This window comes from Pseudomonas sp. NKUCC02_KPG, assembly GCF_019345465.1.
GTDB lineage: Bacteria > Pseudomonadota > Gammaproteobacteria > Pseudomonadales > Pseudomonadaceae > Aquipseudomonas.
The window spans coordinates 22,681-46,304 of the sequence record NZ_JAHKRC010000019.1; the positions used below are offsets into that span (position 1 = coordinate 22,681).

The window sequence follows — 23,624 nt, forward strand, 5'->3', positions numbered from 1 at the left end:
TTGATTTAAATAAAAAGGCCGCCCCTTATTTATGAAGGAGGCGGCCTTTTTTATTGGCCCAACTCAGGCCTGTATACAAATCCTCCAGGAATTTGTGCCACGCTCAGTGTTATGACTAGAATCAATTTTTTAAGCAAGAGCATCCACCATGGCGCAAGGCGCGATTGACGATATCGCAACGATTAACCGGATCAGTGCTGTTCCAGCGATCCTCAAGGTCATTACTGAAATGACCGGAATGCGCTTTGCCGCCGTTGCCCGTGTCACCCAAACAACCTGGACCGCCTGCGCGGTACTCGACAATCTGAACTTTGGTTTGCAGCCGGGTGGAGAGCTGGACCTGGTCAGTACCCTGTGCTTTGAAAGCATGAACTCGCACCTGCCGATCGTCATCGACAACGCCAGCGAAGATCCGCTGTACCAGAACCATCACACGCCAAAAATGTATCGTTTCAAGAGCTACATCACGATTCCGGTGTGGCGTACCGACGGCAGTTTTTTCGGCACCCTGTGTGCACTTGACCCAGAGCCTGCACGCCTCAGGGACAGCACCATCCAGTCGACAATGGAGTCTTTTTCACGCCTGCTATCGCTGCAAATCGAAGCAGAAGAAAACCTGCAGCGCACAGAAACAGCGCTGCAGCAGGAGCGAGAAAATGCTGAGTTGCGCGAACAATTTATCGCCGTTATCGGCCATGACTTGCGCAACCCGTTATTCGCCATTACGGCCGCCGCCGAGCGCTTGCTGCGCAAGCACTCCAACCCACAGACCGACGTTCTGGTGCAGCACATCCTGACCTCTGGCCATCGGGCCTCGCAGCTGGTCAATGACGTCCTGGACTTTGCCCGGGGACGGCTCGGCAGCGGAATCCCCGTGACCTTGAGCGAATGCCGGGATCTGAATCAGGTATTCAGCCACGTGATTTCAGAGATACAAAATGTTCATCCCGAGCGGTTGATCCTCTCGCAGATAGGTCAACTCAAAGGTCTTCAATGTGACAGTGGCCGCTTGGCACAACTGCTCTCCAACCTGTTGATCAACGCCATCACCCATGGCTCTTCCACCGGCACGGTGCGCGTCGCCATCCAGACCCAGGATGGCGTGTTCAGTATCAGGGTGGCCAACCAGGGCAAGACCATTCCGGCTGATGTGCTGCCACACTTGTTCAAACCCTATTCACGTCCGGCCAACCACATCCCGCAAGCCGGTCTTGGACTTGGGTTGTACATTGCCAGCCAGATCGCCCTGTCCCATGGAGGCCAACTCGAAGTCGCCTCCGATGAAGTTCATGGCACGGTTTTCACCTTCAGCTTGCCGACGAACTGAAAACCGATAAACGAATAAATCTGTATTTGGCCCCCTGATGGGTAGAAACTGACGTGCTGCTCAGCAGTAACTGATCCAACCCGTCAGTTGCCCCCTATTGCGCCTCGACAGAATCCAGATATGAACACCCGCCTCTGCGCTTATGAAGACCTTACCCCCCTGCAACGCGAGCAACTGCGCAAGATTGAGGTAGCTCCTGAGCAAATCGCTTTTTGCGGCGACATTGCTTCGGCCTTGCACTCACTGCCTGCTCAGCCGCACGCGGGGATCAAGGGATTGGCGCTGCTCAGTGAGGAGTTTCCGGTTGCCTTTATGCTGCTCAAGCGTGAGCCGCTTTTGGCCCATTGGGCTGAGCCTGGCAGCGCAACCTTGCATGCGTTTCAAGTCGACAGCGGCGTTCAGGGCCTGGGGTTGGGTAAAGCCTGCCTGCGCGAACTCCCCCGGGCCATTCGACAGTTCTGGCCCGAAATTCGGCTATTGATGCTGTCGGTAAGCCCGTTCAACGCCAGCGCCCTGGCTTTTTATCTGAGCCAGGGCTGGATCGAACAAGGCGAAGCCTACCGTGGCGAGCGACGCCTGGTACTGCCCCTGATATCACCGTCGCAGCCCCAACTGCGCGCAAGCTAAATCGGCTTTTTAACAGGCAACCAGATTTCTAACAGCCCTGCGCCGGTGTCCGGATTGAAGTCCGCGCTGTAACGTTCAAACTCGGGCGCATCAGCAGCTTCGTAGCCCGAATGAGGCAACCAGTCTTGCCAGATTGCCTGAAACGTCTGCGCAAGGGTGTCCAGTGGGCCGCGATGTTCAAAGACCGCATACGACTGCTCTTGCAGTTCGATCCAGCGATACCGTTCAGGCAGGTCGTCCAACTTGCTGATGGCCACGCCGGCAATGTATTCGAAGCCCCCTTCGCCATCAGGGTTACAACAAACGCCGTAGGTTTCATCGCCAATTTGACTTGGCACTTTTCCGATTTCCGGGATGAATTTTTCCCACAATTGTGGAATTCGATCAGCGGTCTCCTCAGTGAAACGGCCACCCAAACCCGCGATCAGTTGAAACTGACCTTTGGCAAATCGCGGAGCTGACAGTTCGAACTTTTCTATTTGATCCATGGGGCATGCTCGATAGAGTAAGTAGGAAACTTAGCAGCTGAGTATAGGAACAAATATACAGCTGGGTCGGATCAGCGGAAAAATAGACCCCGACAGCATCTAGACAAAAGGCCATCACCGCCCGTATTGTTTTGCCCGGACCACCGCAGTGGTCAACGTCGCTCGGACGGTTCCGGGCGCTTACGTATCAGAGGCTCACATGGCAGACCAAGGTTCGCCGCGCCGTTTTGCGCGCATCGATCGACTCCCCCCTTACGTTTTCAACATCACGGCTGAGCTGAAGATGGCCGCCCGACGTCGTGGCGAAGACATCATCGACTTCAGCATGGGCAACCCTGACGGCCCGACGCCTCCTCATATCGTCGAAAAACTCTGCACCGTCGCACAGCGTGAAGACACTCACGGCTACTCGACTTCGCGGGGTATTCCCCGTCTGCGCCGGGCTATTTCTCGTTGGTATGCCGACCGTTACAACGTTGAGATCGATCCGGAACACGAAGCCATCGTCACCATCGGCTCCAAAGAGGGCCTGGCACACTTGATGCTGGCCACCCTGGATCAGGGCGATACCGTGCTGGTGCCTAATCCCAGCTACCCGATCCACATTTACGGTGCCGTGATTGCCGGCGCCCAGGTGCGTTCGGTGCCGCTGATCCCCGGTGTGGACTTTTTTGCCGAGCTGGAAAAAGCCATTCGCGGTTCGATCCCCAAGCCAAAAATGATGATTCTGGGCTTCCCGTCCAATCCGACGGCGCAATGCGTGGAGCTGGACTTTTTCGAGCGCGTGGTGGCCCTGGCCAAGCAATACGATGTGTTGGTGGTTCACGATCTGGCTTACGCCGATATCGTCTACGACGGCTGGAAAGCACCTTCGATCATGCAAGTACCTGGCGCCAAGGACGTAGCCGTGGAGTTCTTCACGCTGTCCAAAAGCTACAACATGGCAGGCTGGCGTATTGGTTTCATGGTGGGCAATCCGGAGTTGGTCAACGCTCTGGCGCGGATCAAGAGCTACCACGACTATGGCACCTTCACTCCGCTGCAAGTGGCCGCGATCGCTGCGCTCGAAGGCGACCAGCAGTGCGTCAAGGATATTGCCGAGCAGTACCGCCAGCGCCGTAACGTCATCGTCAAAGGGCTGCACGAACTGGGCTGGATGGTCGAAAACCCGAAAGCTTCGATGTATATCTGGGCCAAGATCCCGGAGGCTTATGCACACATGGGCTCACTGGAATTCGCCAAGAAGTTGCTGGCGGATGCCAAAGTCTGTGTGTCCCCAGGCGTAGGATTTGGTGAATACGGCGACGATCATGTGCGTTTTGCCCTGATTGAAAACCAGGACCGCATTCGCCAGGCGCTACGTGGTATCCGCGCCATGTTCCGGGCTGACGGCTTTAACCCGGGCTAAGCCATAAACCCGTGTGGGAGCGGGCTGGCTCGCGATTGGATCGCCGCGGTGCAATAGATACACCGCGTTGCGCTTATCGCGAGCCAGCCCGCTCCCACAGGTTTGGTGGCGCTTAAACCACCAACGACAGCAGCAGAATAAAGATCAAACCTACAATCGACAGGATGGTTTCCATCGCGGTCCAGGTCTTGAACGTTTCAGCCACTGTCATGTTGAAGTACTGCTTCACCAACCAGAAACCGGCATCGTTGACGTGAGACAGAATCAACGAGCCCGCCCCTGTTGCCAGCACCAGCAGTTCGCGGTTAACGCCCGGAATCATATCCACTACCGGCAATACAATCCCCGCCCCGGTAATCGTTGCCACGGTCGCAGAACCTGTTGCAATACGAATCACCGCCGCCACCAGCCAGGCCAGCAGGATTGGCGAAATTTGCGCGTTCACCGCCATATGGCCGATCACGTCACCCACACCGCTGGCTACCAGCATTTGCTTGAACCCGCCGCCCGCGCCGATGATCAGAATGATCGCTGCGGTAGGGGCCAGGCTCGCGTCCAGCAGTTTGAGGATGCGCTTGGAGTCGATCCCCTGGCGCGCGCCAAAGGTGTACAACGCCAGCAGCAATGCCAGCAACAGGGCACTGATCGGGTGACCGATCATGTCCATCCAGACACGGAAGAAGTTGCCATCAGGCAGCGCAACGTCGGCAAACGTCTTGAGCAGCATCAGGAATACTGGCAGCAGCACAGTGATCAAGGTGATGGAGAAGCTCGGCAGCGTGCTGGATTCCGGCTCGCTCGCCAATTGGTCCATCAACTCCTGGGAAGCGTGACCCGGGATGTACTTGGAGATGAACGTGCCATAAATCGGACCGGCAATGATCGCGGTAGGCAGTGCAACGATCAGGCCGTACAAAATGGTCTTGCCGATGTCAGCACCGAATACACCAATGGCCAGCAGCGGCCCCGGGTGCGGCGGCACCAGACCGTGAACGGCTGACAAACCTGCGAGCAACGGAATACCGATTTTGATGATCGACACGCCGGTACGACGCGCAACGATAAACACCAACGGAATCAGCAGCACAAAGCCGATTTCGAAGAACAACGGAATACCCACCAGGAAGGCGGCAAACATCATTGCCCATTGCACCTTTTCCTTGCCGAAGGCACGGATCAGGGTTCGGGCGATCTGGTCAGCCCCCCCGGAGTCGGCCATCATTTTGCCAAGCATGGTGCCCAGCGCCAGGATGATCCCGACAAAGCCCAATACACCACCAAAACCGTCCTGGAACGACTTGATGATCAGGTTGGCAGGCATGCCGGCGGTCAAGCCAAGAAACGCCGAGGCAATGATCAAGGCAATAAACGGGTGCAGCTTGAATCGGGTGATCAATACGATCAGGCCGATGATGGTGACCACTGCATCGAGCAGCAGAAACGTATTGTGGGACATGCCTAGCATGGGGCGTCTCCTGCCTTTTTGTTCTTATCAAGTACGTAGGTGCCGCTACAGCCGAGGCAGGTAGCGCTATCTGTTTGAAACAACATCATGAGGTTGCCATTACCGTCTGCTCGCACCACCAATCCCGGGCAGCGCTCGCTAATTGCTTAATGTTCATCTCGGCTGCATTCAAGGTCAGCACCAATGACTCATTGGTCGGAGACTCAAGTGCAGCGAACTGACTGTCAATCAGGGTCTTGGGCATGAAGTGCCCCGGACGATCGGCCACTCGCGCAGCGGCAACCTCGGGGGTCAGCTCCAGAAAAACAAAGCCCAGACCGTCAACCGCATCACGCAAACGCTCGCGATAACGCAGTTTTAGCGCCGAGCAGGTCAAGACCGGACGCTGGCCACTGGCAACCGCACGACGCAATTCATCGCACAGGCTGTCTAACCAGCCGGCACGATCTTCATCGGTCAGGGGAATACCGGCACTCATTTTGTCGATGTTGGCCGCAGGGTGAAACGCATCGCCTTCAATCGGGGTCGCGCCATTGAGCTGGCACAGTGCCTGGCTAACGCTGGACTTGCCGCAGCCGGCAACGCCCATGATGACCAGAGCAGTGATAGGTTGACTCATGAAACACCTCAGTCCGTAGACAGCGCTGTCTTTGTCCATGCGTTCAATACTTGAAAGCAAAGCACAAAGCCTAGGCTACCGACGTCTATTTCTCATTTTTATGGGGAGACGCGGTGACGCTCTCGACATACAAAGCTGGGGTAACTGATTTACACACAATCAGGCAATTGCGGGCACGTCAGGACAGCGCTACCTTAGTGACTTGTTTTTTGTTTGGCAAGCCGCCCCGATGACCACCTCTAAAAACGATAAAAACACCCGAACCACGGGTCGCCCCACCCTTAACGAAGTAGCCCGCCTGGCCGGGGTCAGCCCCATCACTGCCTCCCGTGCCTTGCGCGGTATCAGCAGCGTCGCCACAGACCTTGCCGAAAAGGTGCGAATTGCCGCCGATGAGCTGAACTACGTGGTCAACCCGGCCGCCCGGGCACTGGCTTCAGCACAGAGCCACTCCGTCGTGGTGCTGGTTCCGTCCTTGTCCAACCTGCTGTTTATCGACACCCTCGAAGCCATACATGACGTATTGCGTCCTCGAGGTTTTGAGGTGCTGATCGGCAACTTTCACTACTCCCGGGATGAAGAAGAGAACCTGCTGCGCAACTATATGGCCTATCAGCCGCGCGGCCTCCTGCTGACCGGATTTGACCGTTCCGAAAGCTCACGACGGATGATTGAAAGCAGCAATGTACCCTGCGTGTACATGATGGAGCTGGATGCCGCCGAGGGCCTGAACTGCGTCGGGTTCTCCCAATTGAAGGCCGGTGAAACCGCTGCCCGGCACCTGATCTCCCGTGGCCGCAAGCGCCTGGCCTATATAGGCGCCCAACTTGATCAGCGCACGCTGTTGCGTGGCGAAGGTTTTCGCCGCGCCTTGCAGCAGGCGGGTTTGTACAACCCGGAGCTTGAACTGCTGACGCCGCGCCCGTCCTCTGTTGGCCTTGGTGGCGAACTGTTCCTGCAGTTGCTGGCCAGCCATCCGCAGGTAGATGCGATCTTTTTCGGCAACGATGACCTTGCCCAGGGCGCACTGCTGGAAGCCGCACGCACCGGCATTAAAATCCCGGAGCAAATCGCCATATTAGGTTTTAACGACCTGCCGTCCTCGGAATTCATGGTGCCGCGCTTAAGCAGTATTCGTACCCCCCGAGAAGCCATCGGCCGTCGTGCGGCCGAGCAGATGCTCACACTGATGGCCGGCAACAAAGTGGCCAATCCGGTGCAAGACATGGGTTTTGAACTGATGGTGCGTGAGAGCAGCTAAGGCCCCTGCTCCCGCAGTTAATTAATGCAGTTGCAACGTTGAGTTGAACTGGCTGATGGCATCGACCACATGCCTGGAGCCTTGCTGGATTTCCAGAATCGCCTCCCCGGCTTCATTCGCCAGTTCGACCCCCAGGCCGGTTCGACTCAGACTTGACTGCATACTGGTCACTGCACTCAGCGAGAGGTCATGGTTTCTGCGGACCACTTCGACAATCTCCAGGGTGGCCGCACTGGTACGCGCCGCCAGACTTCTCACTTCATCCGCCACCACGGCAAACCCGCGACCATGCTCCCCTGCCCTCGCCGCTTCGATCGCGGCATTGAGCGCCAGCAAATTGGTTTGATCGGCAATCCCGCGAATGGTCTGCACAATCTTCCCGATGCTGTCCGACTGCTTGCTCACCGCATCAATGCTTTGCGCCGCCTCGTTGAGGTCTTTGGAGATGGCTTCAATGATTTGCACAGTCTGCTGAACCACCTGTGAGCCTTTCTGCGCACAGGCGTCGTTTTGCACCGACGTGCTGTGGGCCGATTCGGCGGCAGTTTGCAGATTGGTGACTTGAGCTGTGATATCACTGGCAAACTTCACCACCTTGTACAAACGGCCCTTGGCATCAAAAATCGGGTTGTAGGAGGCTTCGAGATAAACCGTGTGCCCATGTTTGTCGACCCGTTCAAAACGCCTGGAGTGATACTCGCCACGATTGAGCGAAGCCCAAAATGCTTTATAACCCGATGATTCGGCCTCATGGGGCCGACAGAACATGCCGTGGTGCTGACCGACGATTTCACTCAGCGAGTAATGCATGGTATTGAGAAAGTTCTGATTGGCATTGATCACCCGGCCATCAGGAGAAAACTCGATCATTGCCATCGAGCGGCTCAAGGCGTTCACAATGCTCTGGTTTTCGTGCTCTTTGTTGATTCGAACGGTGATATCCGAAGCCACCTTGATCACGCGGGTGACGTGCTGATCTGCGCCGACAATGGGCATGTAACTGGCTTCAAGCCACACCTCGCGCCCGGCCTTGTCGAGCCGTGAAAAGGTACCGTTCAACGGTTCTCCACGGGCCAGATCACTCCAGAAATGACTGTAGTCGCTGGACCTCTGGTAACTATCTTCGCAAAAAATCCGGTGATGCTTACCCCGGATTTCGTCAGCGCAATAGCCCATTACCCTGCAAAAGTTCTCGTTGGCATCAAGAATGGTGCCATCCGGAGCGAATTCAATAATGGCCATGGACCGACTGATGGCCTGCACCTTCGCTAACGTGTCATTCAATGAGCCGTTTAGACGTTTGTTCTCAAGCAGGTCGGCTTTGTTATGCAAATTAAACATGGCTCAATCCCTGGAGGTGCTGTCTATTGATAATTCAAAAGTTTCAAGGCTGCGCTTTAAACTTTTAACGTTAGAGCTGTACGCACTTCGAGGGTTAAAGCATTTATCGCCTACGCCCCGTAACGGTGGAGCATAGCTAGGCAAATGATACGTGCAAGCACATAGCCATCAAGCTGCGACGGAGCGCTCACGCTTTAAAAAATAGCTAAATGGAGGATGTGCACTTTAAAACTGGCAGGGGCCCAAGAACTGAGCCCCCGGCAAATTACTTAATGCCCAAACAATCCAGTATCGGATTTCTTGGATTTTTTATCAGCGCGTTTTTCATCCGCTGTTTTGGCCGGCTTTTTCTTCGCCGCCTTTTTTGAATCCATGCCTTTAGCCATGTCGTGCGCTCCAGTGTTCAAGGATGTGAACTCAGGTATAACACTGATCCGTTGCGAACTTTTAATTAAAACCCGTTATTCAAAAAAGAATGAATGCTCTTGCGTTTTAATTTCGAATAACCCTTTCCAGTAAAAACCGACAACGGCACAAAACCACTCCGTTGTTTGTTTATACTGCGAGCCCTTCCCTGAAGCCTGTGGACTTATGACTGCGATTGTTTACGCCCCGCTTGATGCACCTTTATGGCCGTTAATGAACAAGTTTTACCGTACCCATCAATCGTCGATGAAAGCGGTCAAGGACGCACAATTATGGGTCGCTCGCCAAGAGGACATTGTCGCCGGATTGTGTCTGCGGCCAATGGCTCACGGCCACTGGCTGACCGGGTTGTTTGTCGCGCCAGCACTGCGCGGCCAAGGCGTTGCAGGGGAGCTGGTGAGGCATGCGGTGAAAGCCTGCGAAGGACCGGTCTGGTTGTTCTGCGATCCCGAGCTGCAAGGGTTCTATGAAAAGCTGGGGTTCAGCCTGGACGTGGAGTTGCCCCACGCCCTGCACGAGCGGCTGGTTCGCTATCAACGCAACAAGGCGATGATAGCGCTGGGATCCACTACTCCTGGGTACCCGGCTCCAGATCAGGAAACAGCACCTCGATAAAACCGAACCTGCTGAAATCCTTGATCCGTGACGGATAAAGGCGACCTATCAGGTGATCACACTCATGCTGTACCACCCGCGCATGAAAACCTTCGGCCACCCGTACGATCGGCTCACCCTTGGGCGTGAAGCCTTCGTAGCGGATCTTGTGAAAACGCTCAACGACCCCACGCAGACCGGGTACTGACAGGCACCCCTCCCAGTCTTCTTCAAGGGCCGGGCTCAGAGGCGTGATCAACGGATTGATCAGGATGGTCTGAGGCACGGCTTCAGCATCCGGGTAACGCTCGCTGTGCTCGAATCCAAAGATGACCAATTGCAGGTCAACCCCGATTTGCGGAGCCGCCAGGCCCACGCCTCCTGCGTGCTCCATGGTCTGCAGCATGTCGTCGATCAATTGCCAGAGTTCTGGCGTGTCGAACATTTCATCCGGCACTGGCTCTGCGACACGCAATAGACGCTCATCGCCCATTTTCAAGATTTCACGAATCATGGTCAGTATTCATCAGAAGTGGGTTTAAGGGAGTGGTCGCGCCCAAGGCCGGAGACATGCTTCTTTGGATCAGGGTCGTCAGACTCATCGAACGTCTTCTCACCCGGATTCTTGCCTTCAGCCGACATGTGTTCAATCACAGCATTCATTTCAGCGCCCAACAACAGCACTGCGGACGAAATGTAGAAGTACAGCAACAGCACGATGATTGCCCCGATACTGCCATACATGGCGTTGTAGTCCGCGAAGGTTTTGACATAAAAGGCAAAACCCAATGACGCGATGATCCATACCACCACTGCCAGCACCGAGCCCGGCGTAATGAAGCGAAACTTCTGCTCCACGTCGGGCATCACGTAATACATCAACGCCACGGCCACCATCAGCAGCAGGATGATCACCGGCCAGCGCAGGATGGTCCACAACGTCACCACAAAGTCTTCAAGGCCTACCTGCCCCGCGAGCCAGCTCATCACCTGTGGCCCGAGCACCATCAGTGCCGCAGCAACCAGCAGCATGCCGGCAATACCGATGGTGTAAAAAATCGACAGCGGAAAACGCTTCCAGATGGGACGCCCTTCTACCACGTCATAAGCGGCATTCATTGCACTCATCATCAGCCGCACGCCTGCGGAAGCTGTCCACAACGCAATCACGATACCCACCGACAGCAATCCGCCCTTGGATTGCTGTAATTGATCGATCACCGGATTGACCTGTTCCAGCGCTTGCGGTGGCAGCACCAGTTCGGACTGCAGGCGCAGCCAGGTAAAGAAATCGGGAAGATGCAAAAAGCCGATCAATGCAATCAGAAACAGAATGAATGGAAATAACGAAAACAGCATTTGATAGGCCAACGCCGAGGCATAGGTCGACATCTCATCGTCGATAAATTCCTTGACCGTTCTGATCAAGACTTTGCCCAAAGGCAGGCCGTTCAAGCCTGGAAAAAACATAGCGTCTCCTTTCGCCGCTGAGTTATTGAGATCACACGCCTCCAAGCGAAGGGTTGTACCTAAAAGTAGTCCAATTGGCGACTTTGAAAGCACTTGATCGCCAAACCTGTGAAAAGCCCGCTCCAAGGTTGACCCCCCGGCCCGGCAGCGAGTTTCATTTAATTCTGCCGATCATTTCGTCGATCAGAGCAGGTTGGGCTTTATGTTTGCTCGCTAACCCCCGAGAATACGCGACGTATTCAGGCTATGGCGCTGAAGATCCGCAATTGTAGGAAGTTTATGAAACTCGATAAAAAGCTGGCTATTGCCCGCAGAAACCAGGAACTCGGCGGCGCGGTACTCGGCGTCAACAACTGCCATTTCGCCGCACTGAACACCAACAAGAACATCTGGTGGTTCGATATTCCGCTGGCCCGCCTGGCCATCGGTCAATACGAATGGGTGCACCTGTTGCTGCACACCCCAAGCACCGACGAACTGCTCCACCTGAAGGTGACCACTGCATTCCTGCGTGAAAAACGCGAAGGCATGGTCGTTCGCGCAACGCACAAACGTACGCCGACCATGAGCCTTGAGCTGAGCGCGGACAAAGACTCCTACTTGCAGGACGTGCGTCCGACAGGTACCGGCGTCAACTTCGCACAGTTTGTGTTGTAGTCGCTGCCAAAGGCTGCGAAGGGTTGCGTAGCAGCCCGTTTTTTGAACGCCACACACCTGCATCGCAGCCTTCGGCAGCGACTACAAGCGTTGCGTTCAAAACAAAAAAGCCCCGCAATGCGGGGCTTTTTCGTATCCAGGTCCGTTACTTCTTGAGGCCCAGTTTCTTCAGTTCTTCGTCTCGCAGTTCACGTCGCAGAATCTTGCCTACGTTGGTAGTCGGCAAACTGTCGCGGAACTCGACGAATTTCGGTGCCTTATAGGCAGTCAGATTGGCACGCATGTGCGCCATGACCTGATCCTTGGTCAGCGTCATGCCCGGCTTGACCACGATAAACACCTTGATCAATTCACCGGTCTTTTCATCCGGAATGCCGATTGCTGCTGACTGCAATACGCCAGGCAAGGAAGCCATCACATCTTCCAGTTCGTTCGGGTAAACATTGAAACCCGACACCAGGATCATGTCTTTCTTGCGGTCGACGATACGCATGTAGCCATCAGGCTGAATGACCGCAATATCACCGGACTTCAACCAGCCATCGCTGTCCATGATCTCGGCGGTCGCGTCAGGACGCTGCCAGTAACCCTTCATGACCTGCGGGCCCTTGATGCACAGCTCGCCAATTTCGCCCAGCGGCAGTTCTTCACCGGCATCATTGATCACTTTGCACAGGGTCGAAGGCATCGGAATGCCGATAGTGCCTACCTGAATGTTCTGGATCGGGTTCACCGAAGCCACAGGGCTGGTTTCGGTCATGCCATAACCTTCGCAGATCGGGCTGCCCGTCACGGTTTTCCAGCGTTCAGCTACCGACAGTTGCAAGGCCATGCCGCCCGACAACGTCATCTTTAGGGCCGAAAAGTCCAGCTTGCGGAACGCCTCGTTATTGCATAGAGCAACAAACAGGGTGTTAAGACCGACAAAACCGCTGAACTTCCACTTGGACAGTTCCTTGACCATCGCAGGCAAATCACGGGGATTGCTGATCAGCACGTTGTGGTTGCCGAGCAACATCATTGCCATGCAGTGAAAGGTAAATGCGTAGATGTGATAAAGCGGCAATGGCGTAATCAGGATTTCACTGCCCTCGTTGAGGTTGGAACCCATCAACGCCTTGCACTGCAGCATGTTGGCGATCAGGTTGCGATGGCTCAGCATCGCGCCCTTGGCCACACCCGTGGTACCACCGGTGTATTGCAGCACGGCAACTTCACTGCTTACCGGGTTCGCTTCCTTGACCGGCTGGCCACGGCCTTTGCTCAACACGTCGTTGAACTTGATGGCCTGAGGCAAGTAATAGGCCGGGACCATCTTTTTCACATACTTGATGACAGCGTTGATCAGCACACGCTTGAAGGGCGCCAGCATGTCAGCCACTTCGGTGACAATCACATACTTGACCGAGGTCTGCGGTACGACCTTCTCGGCCAGGTGCGCCATGTTCGCCAGGCATACCAGCGCTTTGGCGCCGGAGTCCTTGAATTGGTGCTCCATTTCCCGCGCGGTGTACAGCGGGTTGGTGTTGACCACGATCAAGCCGGCGCGGATGGCTCCGAACACAGCGATCGGGTATTGCAACAGGTTGGGCAACTGCACGGCGATGCGATCGCCGGGTTGCAGGTCGGTGTGCTGCTGCAACCAGGCAGCAAATGCGCCGGACTGCTCGTAAAGCTCACCGTAGGTGATGGTTTTGCCGAGGTTACTGAACGCCGGTTTATCAGCGAAACGCTGGCAAGACTCTCGCAGTACCGTCTGAATATTTGGATATTCATCGGGATTGATTTCAGCAGCAATCCCAGCTGGGTACTTATCCTTCCAAAAACCTTCAATCATGGAAGCCCACTCCTCAGCGTCGCGAATTCTTCACCGCATCGGGTGCGGTTCTTATTTGTTTGATTTTTATAATGGACAGATCTGGCTTTTACTTACCTAGAAGTCACAAAGCGCGCCGAGAGTAGCAGCTTTGCCAAAGGCCGCCTAGAGCCAAAAACAGGGTTTAGAGTCACCAACCTGACTGTAGGACAATCCAAAGTCATCATTAGTGCAAAAACTCTATTAACGACAAAACCCCTCTATATCGGGCCTCACAGATCATTCATTTGGGGCTATCGATAACGATTGGTCATTTTCATGGCTGAAAAAAACGCCCACTGCCTCAAGGCAAGCGGGCGTCTGTCGCCAGGCTGAACGAATCAGGCGATATCTCGTAACTCGCGACGCAGGATTTTGCCCACCGGGGTCATGGGCAAGGAATCGCGCAACACGATTTGCTTGGGCACCTTATAACCGGTGAAGTTGTCCTTGCAGTAAGCCTTCAGTTCTTCAACGGTCACTCCGCCTGCACGAGGCACGACAAACAATTTGACCGCCTCCCCGGTGCGATCGTCCGGTACGCCAATGACCGCGCAATTGGCCACTTTTGGATGGGCCATCACGATGTCTTCAATTTCGTTGGGGTACACATTGAAACCGGAGACGATGATCAGGTCTTTTTTGCGATCGACAATACGGACAAAACCATCCGGATCAATCACTGCGATATCACCGGTCCTGAACCAGCCCTCGGCATCCAGTACTTCGGCCGTGGCCTCGGGGTTTTGCCAGTAGCCTTTCATCACTTGAGGGCCTTTGACGCACAACTCGCCTCTCTCGCCCAGGCCCAGGTCGACACCTTCGTCGCTGATCACCTTCATGGCCGTACCGGGAACCGGCATGCCCACCGTCCCCAGCCTTGCCAGTGAACCGCAAGGGTTGGCACTGGCCACCGGGGAGGTTTCAGTGAGCCCGTAACCTTCAACAATCCGGCACCCCGTGAGTTTTTCCCAACGCTCTGCCGTGGCCTTGACCAGCGCCGTGCCGCCCGAGTTGGTGATTTTGAGCCCGGAGAAATCCACGGTCTTGAAGTCAGGGTGATCCATGAGCGCAACAAACAAGGTGTTAAGGCCCAGGAAACCAGTGAATTTCCAGTTTTTGAGCTCCTTGATAAACCCTTTGATGTCGCGCGGATTGGTGATCAGGACGTTATGGTTGCCCGTGACCATCATCCCCATGCAATTGGCGGTGAAAGCATAGATATGGTAGAGCGGCAATGGGCCGATCATGATCTCGCGGCCGTCCTTGAGCATCGGCTGACCATCCGGGCCATGCTGGGACAGGCAGGCACGCAGTTGCAGCATGTTGGCGATCAGATTGCCATGGGTCAGCATCGCGCCCTTGGGCAAGCCGGTGGTGCCGCCGGTGTATTGCAGCACCGCGGTGTCATCCAGGGATGTCGTCAGCGGGCGGATAACCTGACCCGCGCCACGGCGCAAAACATTTTTGAAGGGGATCGCCTGGGGTAACTGATAGGCCGGCACCAGCTTTTTAACCTTGTCGACCACCAGATTTGTGACCCAGCCTTTTACGGCCGGCATCATGTCGCCCATTCTGGCTTCGATCAGGTAGTCGATTTCGATGTCTTGCAGCACTTCCTGCACGCGCTTGCCAAACATGTTCAAGTACACCAGCGCACGAATCCCGGCGCTCTTGAACTGATGGTGCATCTCGCGCGAGGTGTAGAGCGGGTTGGTGTTGACCACCACCAGCCCCGCACGCATCGCACCAAATACGGCAATCGGGTACTGCAGGGTATTGGGCATTTGCACGGCGATACGATCGCCGGGCTTGAGATCGGTGTGTTCCTGCAGGTAACCGGCAAAAGCAGCACTGTAGCGCTCCAGTTCGGCATAGCTGATGGTCACGCCCAGATTGCTGAAGGCCGGGCGGTCCGCGAATTTCTTGCAGGAGCGCTCAAACACGTCAACGACCGATTTGTAGGTCGTCATATCGATATCCAGCGGTACCCCGGCGGGACGTTTGTCATTCCAGAAATCAGGTTGCATTATTTTTATCCTCGTACCTGAGCGTGTCTTGCCGCAACTTTCACTTCGTGAAAAGCGGAACTTGCGGACGGTAACAGTTATCAAGTTGTAGGCAAATACAGCGATCTTCGCCATTTACATCTTGAATCTTATTACAACACGACTCCTTGATAAGTGGCCGCTCTGCAAATGCGCTATACACTGCTACGACAACAAATGAAGGAACTGCCATGACCCCTGAGACTTTTTGGCTGGACGCGAATGACCGAAGTGGTCTTTTCGTTAACCAGTGGCTGCCTGCTGGCACGCCCAAGGCCATAGTCCTGCTGGCTCATGGCATGGCCGAGCACAGTGGTCGTTATTCCCTCCTGGGCAAAACCCTGAATGATGCCGGTTTTGGACTGTATGCCCATGACCAGCGCGGACACGGCAAAACGGCCGAACAGGGGACTCTGGGGTACTTTGCCGACAATGATGGCTGGTGCGCAGTCGTCAGCGATGTGGCCAGCCTTGCTCAACACATCGGCCAGGCTCACACCGGGGTGCCGATTTTCCTGCTGGGCCACAGCATGGGCAGCTACATCGCCCAGGCGTACTTGATGCATCACAGTGCCAGCCTGCAAGGCGCCATTCTCAGCGCCTCAAATTTCCAGCCGGTGGCGCTCTATCGTGCAGCCAGCCTGATCGCCCGCTTCGAGCGTTTGCGCCAGGGACCAAAAGGTCGAAGTGCGTTGATCGAGTGGCTGTCCTTCGGCTCTTTCAATAAAGCCTTCAAGCCCAATCGCACACCTTATGACTGGCTTAGCCGTGATCCGGCGCAGGTCGATGCCTATGCCAGCGACCCTCTGTGCGGGTTTCGGTGCACCAACCAGCTATGGATCGATTTGCTTGGCGGGTTGCAGCAAATCAGCAAAGCGTCCAATCTCGCTCAGATCGATCCAGGCCTGCCTTTACTGATAATGGGCGGCGAATGTGATCCGGTGAGTGAAGGCAAGCGTCTCACTGATCTGGCCAAGGCTTTGCGAGATGCCGGCAATCGCCAGTTGCAGCTGAATCTGTATCCGCAAGCGCGGCACGAACTCTTCAACGAAACCAATCGCGACGCAGTGATGGCGGATGTGATCGCCTGGCTCAATCATGCATTGAGCCATACCCGCCCGCTGCGCAGCGAATGAGCAACCACAATTTCGCTATAAAGTACTTTAAAATCAATATCTTAAAACCGAATACTCGTCACAGGACATGCGCTAGATGACCCAGGTTACCAACACCCCGTACGAAGCCCTCGAAGTCGGCCAGACTGCCAGCTACAGCAAGACCGTCGGAGAGCGCGACATTCAGCTTTTTGCGGCCATGTCCGGCGACCACAACCCTGTGCACCTCGATCCTGAGTTCGCGGCTGCGACCATGTTCAAAGAGCGCATTGCCCATGGCATGTTCAGTGGCGCACTGATCAGTGCTGCCGTGGCCTGCGAACTTCCGGGCCCTGGCACTATCTATGTCGGCCAGCAAATGAGCTTTCAGAAACCGGTAAAAATCGGTGACACCCTCACCGTGCGTCTGGAAATTCTGGAAAAGCTGCCAAAATTTCGCGTGCGCATTGCGACCCGTGTCTTCAATCAGCGCGATGAAATTGTCGTTGATGGCGAGGCTGAAATCATTGCGCCACGCAAACAACAAACCGTGACCTTGCCGGTGCTACCGGCAATCAGCATTGGCTAAAACCCAATGCATGCGGGAGCGGGCTTGCTTGCGATGCAATCAACCCGGTACATGCCTCATACCGGGTTATTGCTGTCGCGAGCAAGCCCGCTCCCGCTGTAGATCTAAACTGGATCTACCCGCCCCGGGCTAATCAAGCCCGGGCACGTGCCTCGTTACGCAAGGCCTTGACCTGATCGTGATTGCGTTGCACGCCATGCAACTGACGCTCTACCAGATCACGAATACCTACCAGATTGTGCTTGCTGATTTTTTCCAGCGCTTCCTTGTAGGCTTTCAGGGCATGATCTTCGCCGCGCTCGGCTTCGTTGAGCACCGCTTCTTCATCCTTGCCTGTAAACACGGATTTCACGTCTACCCAACGGCGGTGCAAATCACCGGCCACGCTGGTGCTGGTTTCAGGATCGCCGCCCAAAGCGCGTACCTGAGCCTGCAACTCGGCAGCAGCGGCTGCACATTCGGCTGAGCGCTTGGCAAACAGCGCCTTGAGCTCTGGGTGCTTGATGTCTTCGGCGCAGGTTTTAAACCCTTCCTGACCGTCTTTGCTGGTTTCGATCAAATCGTTCAGGACGCTAATGGCTTCTTTATTGAGGTCAGTCATTGTTCAATTCCTTACAAGGTTGAGGATCGTGCAATAGAGACTGCAGGGCTCGTGCCAGTTTTTGAATTAAATAAAATGCTTGAATATCAATACCTTAAAAAAACACAAAAAAACTGTATCCGGTTTATATGCATGATCTGTCAATTGGCCTTCATGCAAATTGCCTGTATTTTCATTCCATCGCGTTACGCTCCTGAAGGCCTTTGCATGAACCCCGAAAAACTCGAACTCCTGATCACTCGCGAGATGCCCTTCGGCAAATACAAGGGCCGAATCATCGCCGACCTGCCCGGCCAGTACCTGAACTGGTTTGCCCGCCAGGGCTTCCCCCACGGTGAACTGGGCGGCTTGCTGGCCCTGATGCAAGAGATCGATCACAACGGCCTGTCGGACCTGCTCGACCCATTACGCGCCAAACACTCGAAACCCAAACCCCGTCACTAATAGAGTTGCCCATGCCAAGGATTGAAGATAACGCCCGCGACGAAAACTTCTGGCACGCCATCGCCGAGCGCTACGACGTAGCTCCCGGCCCGATCAATCTGGAGAACGGCTACTTCGGGCGCATGACTCGCGACGTGGCGCAGGACTATCAGCGCACTGTCGACTTTATTAACCGCAACAACTCGCTACCGGTGCGCCAGCACTTCGATGAGACTCAGAGCATTGAGATCCGCGACCAGCTCGCTGACCTGCTGGGCGTTGCCCCGTCCGGCGTCGCGTTGACTTCGCGCGCGTCCGATGCCCTGCAATCGCTGATTCGCAACTACAACCGCCTGCAGCCCGGCGATCAGTTACTGATCTGCGACCTGGAGTACCACAGCGTCGAATATGCGATGCGCTGGGTCGCACAGCAGCGCGGGCTTGAGGTCATTGAAATATCCCACAAGCACCCCGCCACCCATGAAAGTCTGGTGGCCAGTTATCGCGAAGCCTTTGACCGTCACCCACGGATCAAACTGATGGCGCTCACCCACGTCACCCACCGCACCGGGCTTGTATTACCCGTGCAGGACATTGTCGCGGCGGCCACATCTCATGGTGTGGACGTGATCCTTGACGGCGCCCACGCCCTGGGCCAGATCGAGTTCGACCTGCAGGCTCTGGGCGTCGCCTTTGCGGGGTACAACCTGCACAAATGGATCGGCGGACCGCTGACCCTGGGCTTCATGTACATCGACCCCCGGCGCCTGGCCGATATTGACCCCGACATGGGCAACCAGCATTACCCCGAGCCGGACATTCGCAACCGCTCACCCTATGGCACGCCAAACATACCGGCCTGGCTGACCCTGCCCAAAGTGTTGCAGGAGCACCAGGACATGGGAGGCACACAGGCCAAAGGGGCACGACTGAACTACCTGCGCGACCTGTGGGTCAGTGAAGCGCGAAAAATGCTGGGGATTGAAGTGCTGATCGAGGATGATCCGCGACTGCGCTGCGCGATTACCTCGCTGCGCTTTACCCATGTGCAGGATCAGCAGCCGATGGTTGAGCGCCTGCTCAAGGACTACAACCTGTTCACCGTCGCGCGCAATGGCTCGGCGTGTGGCAGCTGCATCCGGATTACCGTTGGGTTCACTACCACCCTGGATGACATCAATCAGCTGGTCAACGCGTTGCGAGAGCTGTCGCAGGGCAATTAGTCGCTCCCACATCACCGACCATGTGTTTTTCAGGCAAAAAAAAGGTGCGCCGACCAAGCGCACCAAAAACCGTAGAACACACAACTATTCGTACTAAAACATCAATCCAGCAGAGCAAGCGCCTCAGCGGTGCATTCCTGGATACGGGCCCAATCGCCGTTTTTGATCCACTCGCTGTCCAGCATCCAGCTACCACCCACGCACATCACGTTTTTCAACGCCATGTAGCTGCGGATATTGGCCGGACCGACACCGCCAGTCGGGCAGAATTTCACTTCACCGAACGGGCCGCCCAATGCCTTGATCGCGGCCACACCGCCACTGACTTCAGCCGGGAACAGTTTGAAACGACGGTAGCCCAACCCGTAGCCTTCCATGATCCCGGAGGCATTGCTGATACCCGGCAGCAGCGGGATGTCGCTGGCAACGCTGGCCTGGAGCAGGTCACGGGTGATGCCTGGGGTGACAATAAATTGCGAACCGGCTTCTTCAGCCGCCGCCAGCATGTGCCGATCCAGCACAGTACCCGCTCCCGTCACCAGTTCAGGGCGCTGGTCTCGCAAAATGCGGATGGCCTTGAGGCCGAACGCCGAGCGCAGAGTCACCTCAAGGGCCGTCAGGCCACCTGCCGCCAGCGCATCTGCCAATGGCAGAATGTCTTGTTCGCGAGCAATGGTAATCACCGGCAGAATGCGTGCACGGTCACAGAGGCTGTCGATCAGGGCGACTTTATCCGCCATCGATACGTTCGCAATTGTTGTTGTCATGGCAGCTGATCCTTGGCTCATGGGCACCAGTAAATCTCTAACGTAGGTTGCAGAAAGGCACGAATCGGCAAGGCGGCAACATCGTTGCTCCCCAGCGCTTCGTTGAGGGTGTTCAATTTGGACTGTCCCTGAATCGACAGCACCTTGTGCCTGGCGCTCGCCAGCAGGCTGCGGCTCATGCTCAGGCGTTGATGCGGCACCGTAGGCGCCAGCATCGCCCAGCAACGACGAGGGTTGTCCAGTTGCAGGGCTTCGGTCAGGTTCGGGCTGTTGGGGAACAACGACGCGGTATGCCCGTCATCGCCCATGCCCAGAATAAGGACATCAATCGGCGGCAGCTCGGCCAGGCCCTGATCCGCTTCCAGTGCAGCCTTTTCAACTGTCGCAGCCGCGTTGTACAAGCCGACAAAACGGGCCTTGGTAGCCGGGCCTCGCAGCAGATGCTTCTTGAGCAGGCCAGCGTTGCTGTCGGCATGTTCAACCGGCACCCAGCGTTCATCGGCAAGGCTGACGACCACTTTCGACCAGTCGATCGGTTGTTTGATCAAGCTCTCGAAAAACGCCACCGGGCTGCGACCACCAGACACCACCAGCGTCGCAACGCCCTGACTGGCAATGGCCTGGTTCAATTGCCCGGCAACGCTTATTGCCAGCCCCTCGGCCATGGACGCCGGGTTCTTGAAGGTGTGCGCATGGACACCCTCAGGCAGTTTCAAATCAGATATCGCCATACCAAGACCTCCCGTCCCGCGTAATCAATGCAATGGAACTCATCGGTCCCCAGGAACCCGCCGCGTACGGCTTGGGCGCATCACCGGACTTTTTCCAGCCCGCGATCAACTGGTCGCACCATTTCCATGCCGCTTCAATTTCATCTTTGCGTACAAACAGGTTCTGGTTGCCACGCATGACTTCGAGTAACAGACGCTCGTAGGCATCCGGGATCCGCGCACTGCGATAAGTGTCGGAAAAATTCAATTGCAACGGACCGCTGCGCAGTTGCATGCCTTTGTCCAGGCCCTGCTCCTTGGTCATCACACGCAAGGAAATACCCTCGTCCGGCTGCAGGCGAATGATCAGCTTGTTGCCGATTTGCAAACGCTGCTCCGGGGCGAAGATGTAGTGCGACGGTTCCTTGAAGTGGATCACGATCTGCGACAGCTTTTGTGGCATGCGCTTGCCGGTACGCAGGTAGAACGGCACACCCGCCCAACGCCAGTTACGGATATCGGCACGCAGCGCAACGAAGGTTTCGGTGTCGCTCTGGGTGTTGGAGTTTTCTTCCTCCAGATAACCCGGCACTGACTGGCCTTCGCTGTAACCTGCGATGTACTGGCCGCGCACCACTTGGGTGGTCAGGCCTTCGGCGCTGATCGGGGCCAGGGCCTTGAGCACTTTTACCTTTTCGTCGCGAATGCTGTCAGCCGACAGGTCCGCTGGCGGGTCCATCGCAATCAGGCACAGCAACTGCAGCAGGTGGTTTTGAATCATGTCGCGCAGCTGGCCGGCCTTGTCGAAATAACCCCAACGACCTTCGATGCCCACTTTCTCGGCCACGGTGATTTCAACGTGGGAGATGTAGCGCTGGTTCCACTGGGTTTCGAACAGGCTGTTGGCAAAGCGCAATGCAATCAGGTTCTGGACCGTTTCTTTGCCCAGATAGTGGTCGATGCGGTAGGTGCGGTTCTCGGGGAAGAACTGCGCCACGGAGTCGTTTACCTTGCGCGACGACTCGAGGTCCGAGCCGATGGGCTTTTCCAGCACCACGCGGGTATTTTCAGCCAGGCCGACTTTCGACAGGTTCTCGCAAATGGCGCCGTAAACCGCAGCCGGTGTGGCGAAGTAGGCAATCAGGCGTTGTTCTGTTCCGGCAAGCTCTGCCAGAGGCACATAATCTTCAGTCTTGAAAAAATCCACATGCAGGTAGCTCAACCGAGCCAGGAAGCGGGTCAGCGCCTCAACTTCGATTTCCTTCTCGCCCAGATACTGGCGCAACTGGCTGTCGATGTGCGCCAGATGCGCAGTGGCTTCGCCCGGCTCACGGGCCAGGGCGAGAATGCGCGTATCCGCATGGAGCAGACCGGCGCGGTCCAGTTGGTATAAAGCAGGAAACAGCTTGCGCAAGGCCAAATCGCCAAGGGCGCCGAACAAGGCAAAGGTGCACGGTTCAACCGTAATCGAAGGCATGATGTTTGTTCTTTTATCAAGTTAAGCTACAAATACCTTTTTTCAAGGCATCACTCAAGGAAAAATGTAGTAATAAACACAACATTTTCTCAAAATACAGATTCCTGCTAGTGGTCATCACAGGCCACCAGTAGGATAGGCCACCTTCCAGAACCGCTTTAGAGCGGTTCTTGCATCGCTGACCCAAGGATCATAAATGGACCGCGTGCGAAATTTACTCGAACAGATCAAGGGCCGCCTCGAAGACCTGAACAAGGCCGAGCGCAAAGTGGCTGAAATCATTTTGCAGAACCCGCAGCAGGCAACCCGATTCAGCATCGCAGCACTGGCTCAGGCGGCTTCGGTCAGCGAGCCGACGGTTAACCGTTTCTGCCGTTCATTTGGCGTCAGCGGCTACCCTGAACTGAAGCTGCAACTGGCACAAAGCCTGGCCAGCGGCGCAGCCTATGTCAGCCGCGCGGTCGAAGCCGACGACAATCCCGAAGCCTACACCCAAAAGATTTTCGGCAGCGCCATTGCCTCACTGGACAGCGCTTGCCAGGCATTGGACCCGAACCTTATCAGCCGCGCCGTCGACTTGCTGATCCAGGCCCGGCAAATCCACTTTTTTGGCCTGGGTGCTTCGGCTCCGGTGGCGCTGGATGCACAACACAAGTTCTTTCGTTTCAACCTGGCGGTCACCGCCCATGCCGACGTATTGATGCAACGCATGATCGCGTCCGTGGCCCATACCGGTGAGTTGTTCGTGATTATTTCCTACACCGGACGCACCCGCGAGCTGGTGGAAGTGGCGCGCATTGCGCGAGCCAACGGCGCTTCAGTGCTGGGCCTGACGGCAGAAAACTCGCCACTGGCCAAGGCCAGTACCCTGAGCCTGAACATTCCACTGCCCGAAGACACCGACATCTATATGCCGATGACCTCGCGCATCATCCAGCTCACCGTACTCGATGTACTTGCCACCGGCATGACCCTGCGCCGGGGCGTGGACTTCCAGCCGCACCTGCGCAAAATCAAGGAAAGCCTCAATGCCAGCCGCTACCCGGTAGGCGACGAGTTCAACTGATAGCCTCGCTACGTTCCTAAGCGGCTACACATTCACCGCCTGCCCGCTTTTGTAGCCGCTGCCGCAGGCTGCGATCGGCCGCGTAGCG

23 protein-coding genes and 1 pseudogene are annotated in these 23,624 nt (G+C 55.9%); 11 read left to right on the top strand and 13 right to left on the bottom strand.

The window, feature by feature from the left end:
- The first annotated feature begins 148 nt into the window (after positions 1-148).
- On the top strand, positions 149-1,327 hold the full coding sequence (locus tag KO536_RS21495) for a GAF domain-containing sensor histidine kinase (RefSeq protein WP_219262898.1): 1,179 nt from the start codon (positions 149-151) through the stop codon (positions 1,325-1,327).
- A 120-nt stretch (positions 1,328-1,447) separates the two neighbouring features.
- Entirely contained in the window at positions 1,448-1,954 is a 507-nt protein-coding gene (locus KO536_RS21500; RefSeq protein WP_133077294.1) for an N-acetyltransferase, read from the top strand.
- On the opposite strand, the gene KO536_RS21505 is transcribed toward KO536_RS21500, so the two are convergent.
- Positions 1,951-2,442, bottom strand: coding sequence for a GyrI-like domain-containing protein (locus KO536_RS21505; protein ID WP_219262899.1), 492 nt, complete (start codon positions 2,440-2,442; stop codon positions 1,951-1,953). The genes KO536_RS21500 and KO536_RS21505 overlap by 4 nt on opposite strands.
- A 199-nt stretch (positions 2,443-2,641) precedes the next feature.
- Between KO536_RS21505 and alaC the strand changes: the two genes are divergently transcribed.
- Positions 2,642-3,850: an alanine transaminase gene (alaC, locus tag KO536_RS21510; RefSeq protein ID WP_219262900.1), complete on the top strand. Its 1,209-nt coding sequence runs from the start codon at positions 2,642-2,644 to the stop codon at positions 3,848-3,850.
- A gap of 112 nt (positions 3,851-3,962) precedes the next feature.
- Here the strand turns inward: alaC and KO536_RS21515 are convergent, their stop codons facing one another.
- Positions 3,963-5,315 (bottom strand): GntP family permease, encoded by a 1,353-nt coding sequence (locus KO536_RS21515; protein ID WP_019829158.1) that lies wholly within the window; start codon positions 5,313-5,315, stop codon positions 3,963-3,965.
- Between the two features lie 85 nt (positions 5,316-5,400).
- Positions 5,401-5,934, bottom strand: coding sequence for a gluconokinase (locus KO536_RS21520; protein ID WP_133077291.1), 534 nt, complete (start codon positions 5,932-5,934; stop codon positions 5,401-5,403).
- A 229-nt stretch (positions 5,935-6,163) separates the two neighbouring features.
- Here KO536_RS21520 and KO536_RS21525 point away from each other — a divergent pair, with 229 nt between their 5' ends.
- Positions 6,164-7,195, top strand: a complete 1,032-nt coding sequence (locus tag KO536_RS21525; protein ID WP_133077290.1) for a LacI family DNA-binding transcriptional regulator — start codon at positions 6,164-6,166, stop codon at positions 7,193-7,195.
- A 21-nt stretch (positions 7,196-7,216) separates the two neighbouring features.
- On the opposite strand, the gene KO536_RS24580 is transcribed toward KO536_RS21525, so the two are convergent.
- A complete protein-coding gene (locus tag KO536_RS24580; protein WP_371928113.1) occupies positions 7,217-7,789 on the bottom strand; it encodes a methyl-accepting chemotaxis protein in 573 nt (190 codons plus the stop codon).
- Positions 7,766-8,536, bottom strand: a pseudogene (locus tag KO536_RS24585) (PAS domain-containing protein); the annotation flags it as partial. The gene KO536_RS24580 and the pseudogene KO536_RS24585, both read right to left, overlap by 24 nt.
- A gap of 591 nt (positions 8,537-9,127) precedes the next feature.
- On the opposite strand from KO536_RS24585, the gene KO536_RS21535 reads away from it, so the two are divergent.
- Complete coding sequence (locus KO536_RS21535; RefSeq protein ID WP_133077288.1) at positions 9,128-9,577, top strand: GNAT family N-acetyltransferase; 450 nt, start codon at positions 9,128-9,130, stop codon at positions 9,575-9,577.
- On the opposite strand, the gene def is transcribed toward KO536_RS21535, so the two are convergent.
- Positions 9,531-10,070 (bottom strand): peptide deformylase, encoded by a 540-nt coding sequence (gene def, locus KO536_RS21540; protein ID WP_219262902.1) that lies wholly within the window; start codon positions 10,068-10,070, stop codon positions 9,531-9,533. The two genes, KO536_RS21535 and def, sit on opposite strands and share 47 nt — an antisense overlap.
- A gap of 2 nt (positions 10,071-10,072) precedes the next feature.
- On the bottom strand, positions 10,073-11,026 hold the full coding sequence (locus tag KO536_RS21545; RefSeq protein WP_133077286.1) for a YihY/virulence factor BrkB family protein: 954 nt from the start codon (positions 11,024-11,026) through the stop codon (positions 10,073-10,075).
- 279 nt (positions 11,027-11,305) lie between these two features.
- Here KO536_RS21545 and KO536_RS21550 point away from each other — a divergent pair, with 279 nt between their 5' ends.
- The gene (locus KO536_RS21550) at positions 11,306-11,683 is read left to right on the top strand and encodes a hypothetical protein (protein ID WP_133077285.1); all 378 of its coding nucleotides are present in this window, start codon (positions 11,306-11,308) and stop codon (positions 11,681-11,683) included.
- 145 nt (positions 11,684-11,828) lie between these two features.
- Here the strand turns inward: KO536_RS21550 and fadD1 are convergent, their stop codons facing one another.
- A complete protein-coding gene (gene fadD1 / locus KO536_RS21555) occupies positions 11,829-13,520 on the bottom strand; it encodes a long-chain-fatty-acid--CoA ligase FadD1 (RefSeq protein ID WP_133077284.1) in 1,692 nt (563 codons plus the stop codon).
- Positions 13,521-13,879: 359 nt separating this feature from the next.
- A complete protein-coding gene (gene fadD2 / locus KO536_RS21560) occupies positions 13,880-15,568 on the bottom strand; it encodes a long-chain-fatty-acid--CoA ligase FadD2 (protein ID WP_133077283.1) in 1,689 nt (562 codons plus the stop codon).
- 209 nt (positions 15,569-15,777) lie between these two features.
- Here fadD2 and KO536_RS21565 point away from each other — a divergent pair, with 209 nt between their 5' ends.
- Complete coding sequence (locus tag KO536_RS21565; protein WP_133077282.1) at positions 15,778-16,722, top strand: alpha/beta hydrolase; 945 nt, start codon at positions 15,778-15,780, stop codon at positions 16,720-16,722.
- A gap of 76 nt (positions 16,723-16,798) precedes the next feature.
- Entirely contained in the window at positions 16,799-17,269 is a 471-nt protein-coding gene (locus tag KO536_RS21570) for a MaoC family dehydratase (RefSeq protein ID WP_019829146.1), read from the top strand.
- Positions 17,270-17,402: 133 nt separating this feature from the next.
- On the opposite strand, the gene KO536_RS21575 is transcribed toward KO536_RS21570, so the two are convergent.
- The gene (locus KO536_RS21575) at positions 17,403-17,870 is read right to left on the bottom strand and encodes a PA2169 family four-helix-bundle protein (protein ID WP_133077281.1); all 468 of its coding nucleotides are present in this window, start codon (positions 17,868-17,870) and stop codon (positions 17,403-17,405) included.
- Positions 17,871-18,077: 207 nt separating this feature from the next.
- On the opposite strand from KO536_RS21575, the gene KO536_RS21580 reads away from it, so the two are divergent.
- On the top strand, positions 18,078-18,314 hold the full coding sequence (locus tag KO536_RS21580) for a DUF3820 family protein (RefSeq protein ID WP_019829144.1): 237 nt from the start codon (positions 18,078-18,080) through the stop codon (positions 18,312-18,314).
- 11 nt (positions 18,315-18,325) lie between these two features.
- Entirely contained in the window at positions 18,326-19,516 is a 1,191-nt protein-coding gene (locus KO536_RS21585; protein WP_219262903.1) for an aminotransferase class V-fold PLP-dependent enzyme, read from the top strand.
- Between the two features lie 101 nt (positions 19,517-19,617).
- Here the strand turns inward: KO536_RS21585 and KO536_RS21590 are convergent, their stop codons facing one another.
- The 3 genes from KO536_RS21590 to zwf are packed head-to-tail and all read right to left on the bottom strand — an operon-like array spanning position 19,618 to position 22,470.
- Positions 19,618-20,283 (bottom strand): bifunctional 4-hydroxy-2-oxoglutarate aldolase/2-dehydro-3-deoxy-phosphogluconate aldolase, encoded by a 666-nt coding sequence (locus tag KO536_RS21590; RefSeq protein ID WP_133077279.1) that lies wholly within the window; start codon positions 20,281-20,283, stop codon positions 19,618-19,620.
- Between the two features lie 17 nt (positions 20,284-20,300).
- The gene (gene pgl / locus KO536_RS21595; RefSeq protein ID WP_219262905.1) at positions 20,301-21,014 is read right to left on the bottom strand and encodes a 6-phosphogluconolactonase; all 714 of its coding nucleotides are present in this window, start codon (positions 21,012-21,014) and stop codon (positions 20,301-20,303) included.
- Positions 21,001-22,470, bottom strand: a complete 1,470-nt coding sequence (gene zwf / locus KO536_RS21600; protein WP_219262906.1) for a glucose-6-phosphate dehydrogenase — start codon at positions 22,468-22,470, stop codon at positions 21,001-21,003. Before zwf ends, pgl begins: the two co-directional genes overlap by 14 nt.
- Positions 22,471-22,675: 205 nt before the next feature.
- Here zwf and KO536_RS21605 point away from each other — a divergent pair, with 205 nt between their 5' ends.
- Complete coding sequence (locus tag KO536_RS21605) at positions 22,676-23,536, top strand: MurR/RpiR family transcriptional regulator (protein WP_173667433.1); 861 nt, start codon at positions 22,676-22,678, stop codon at positions 23,534-23,536.
- Positions 23,537-23,624: the final 88 nt, after the last annotated feature.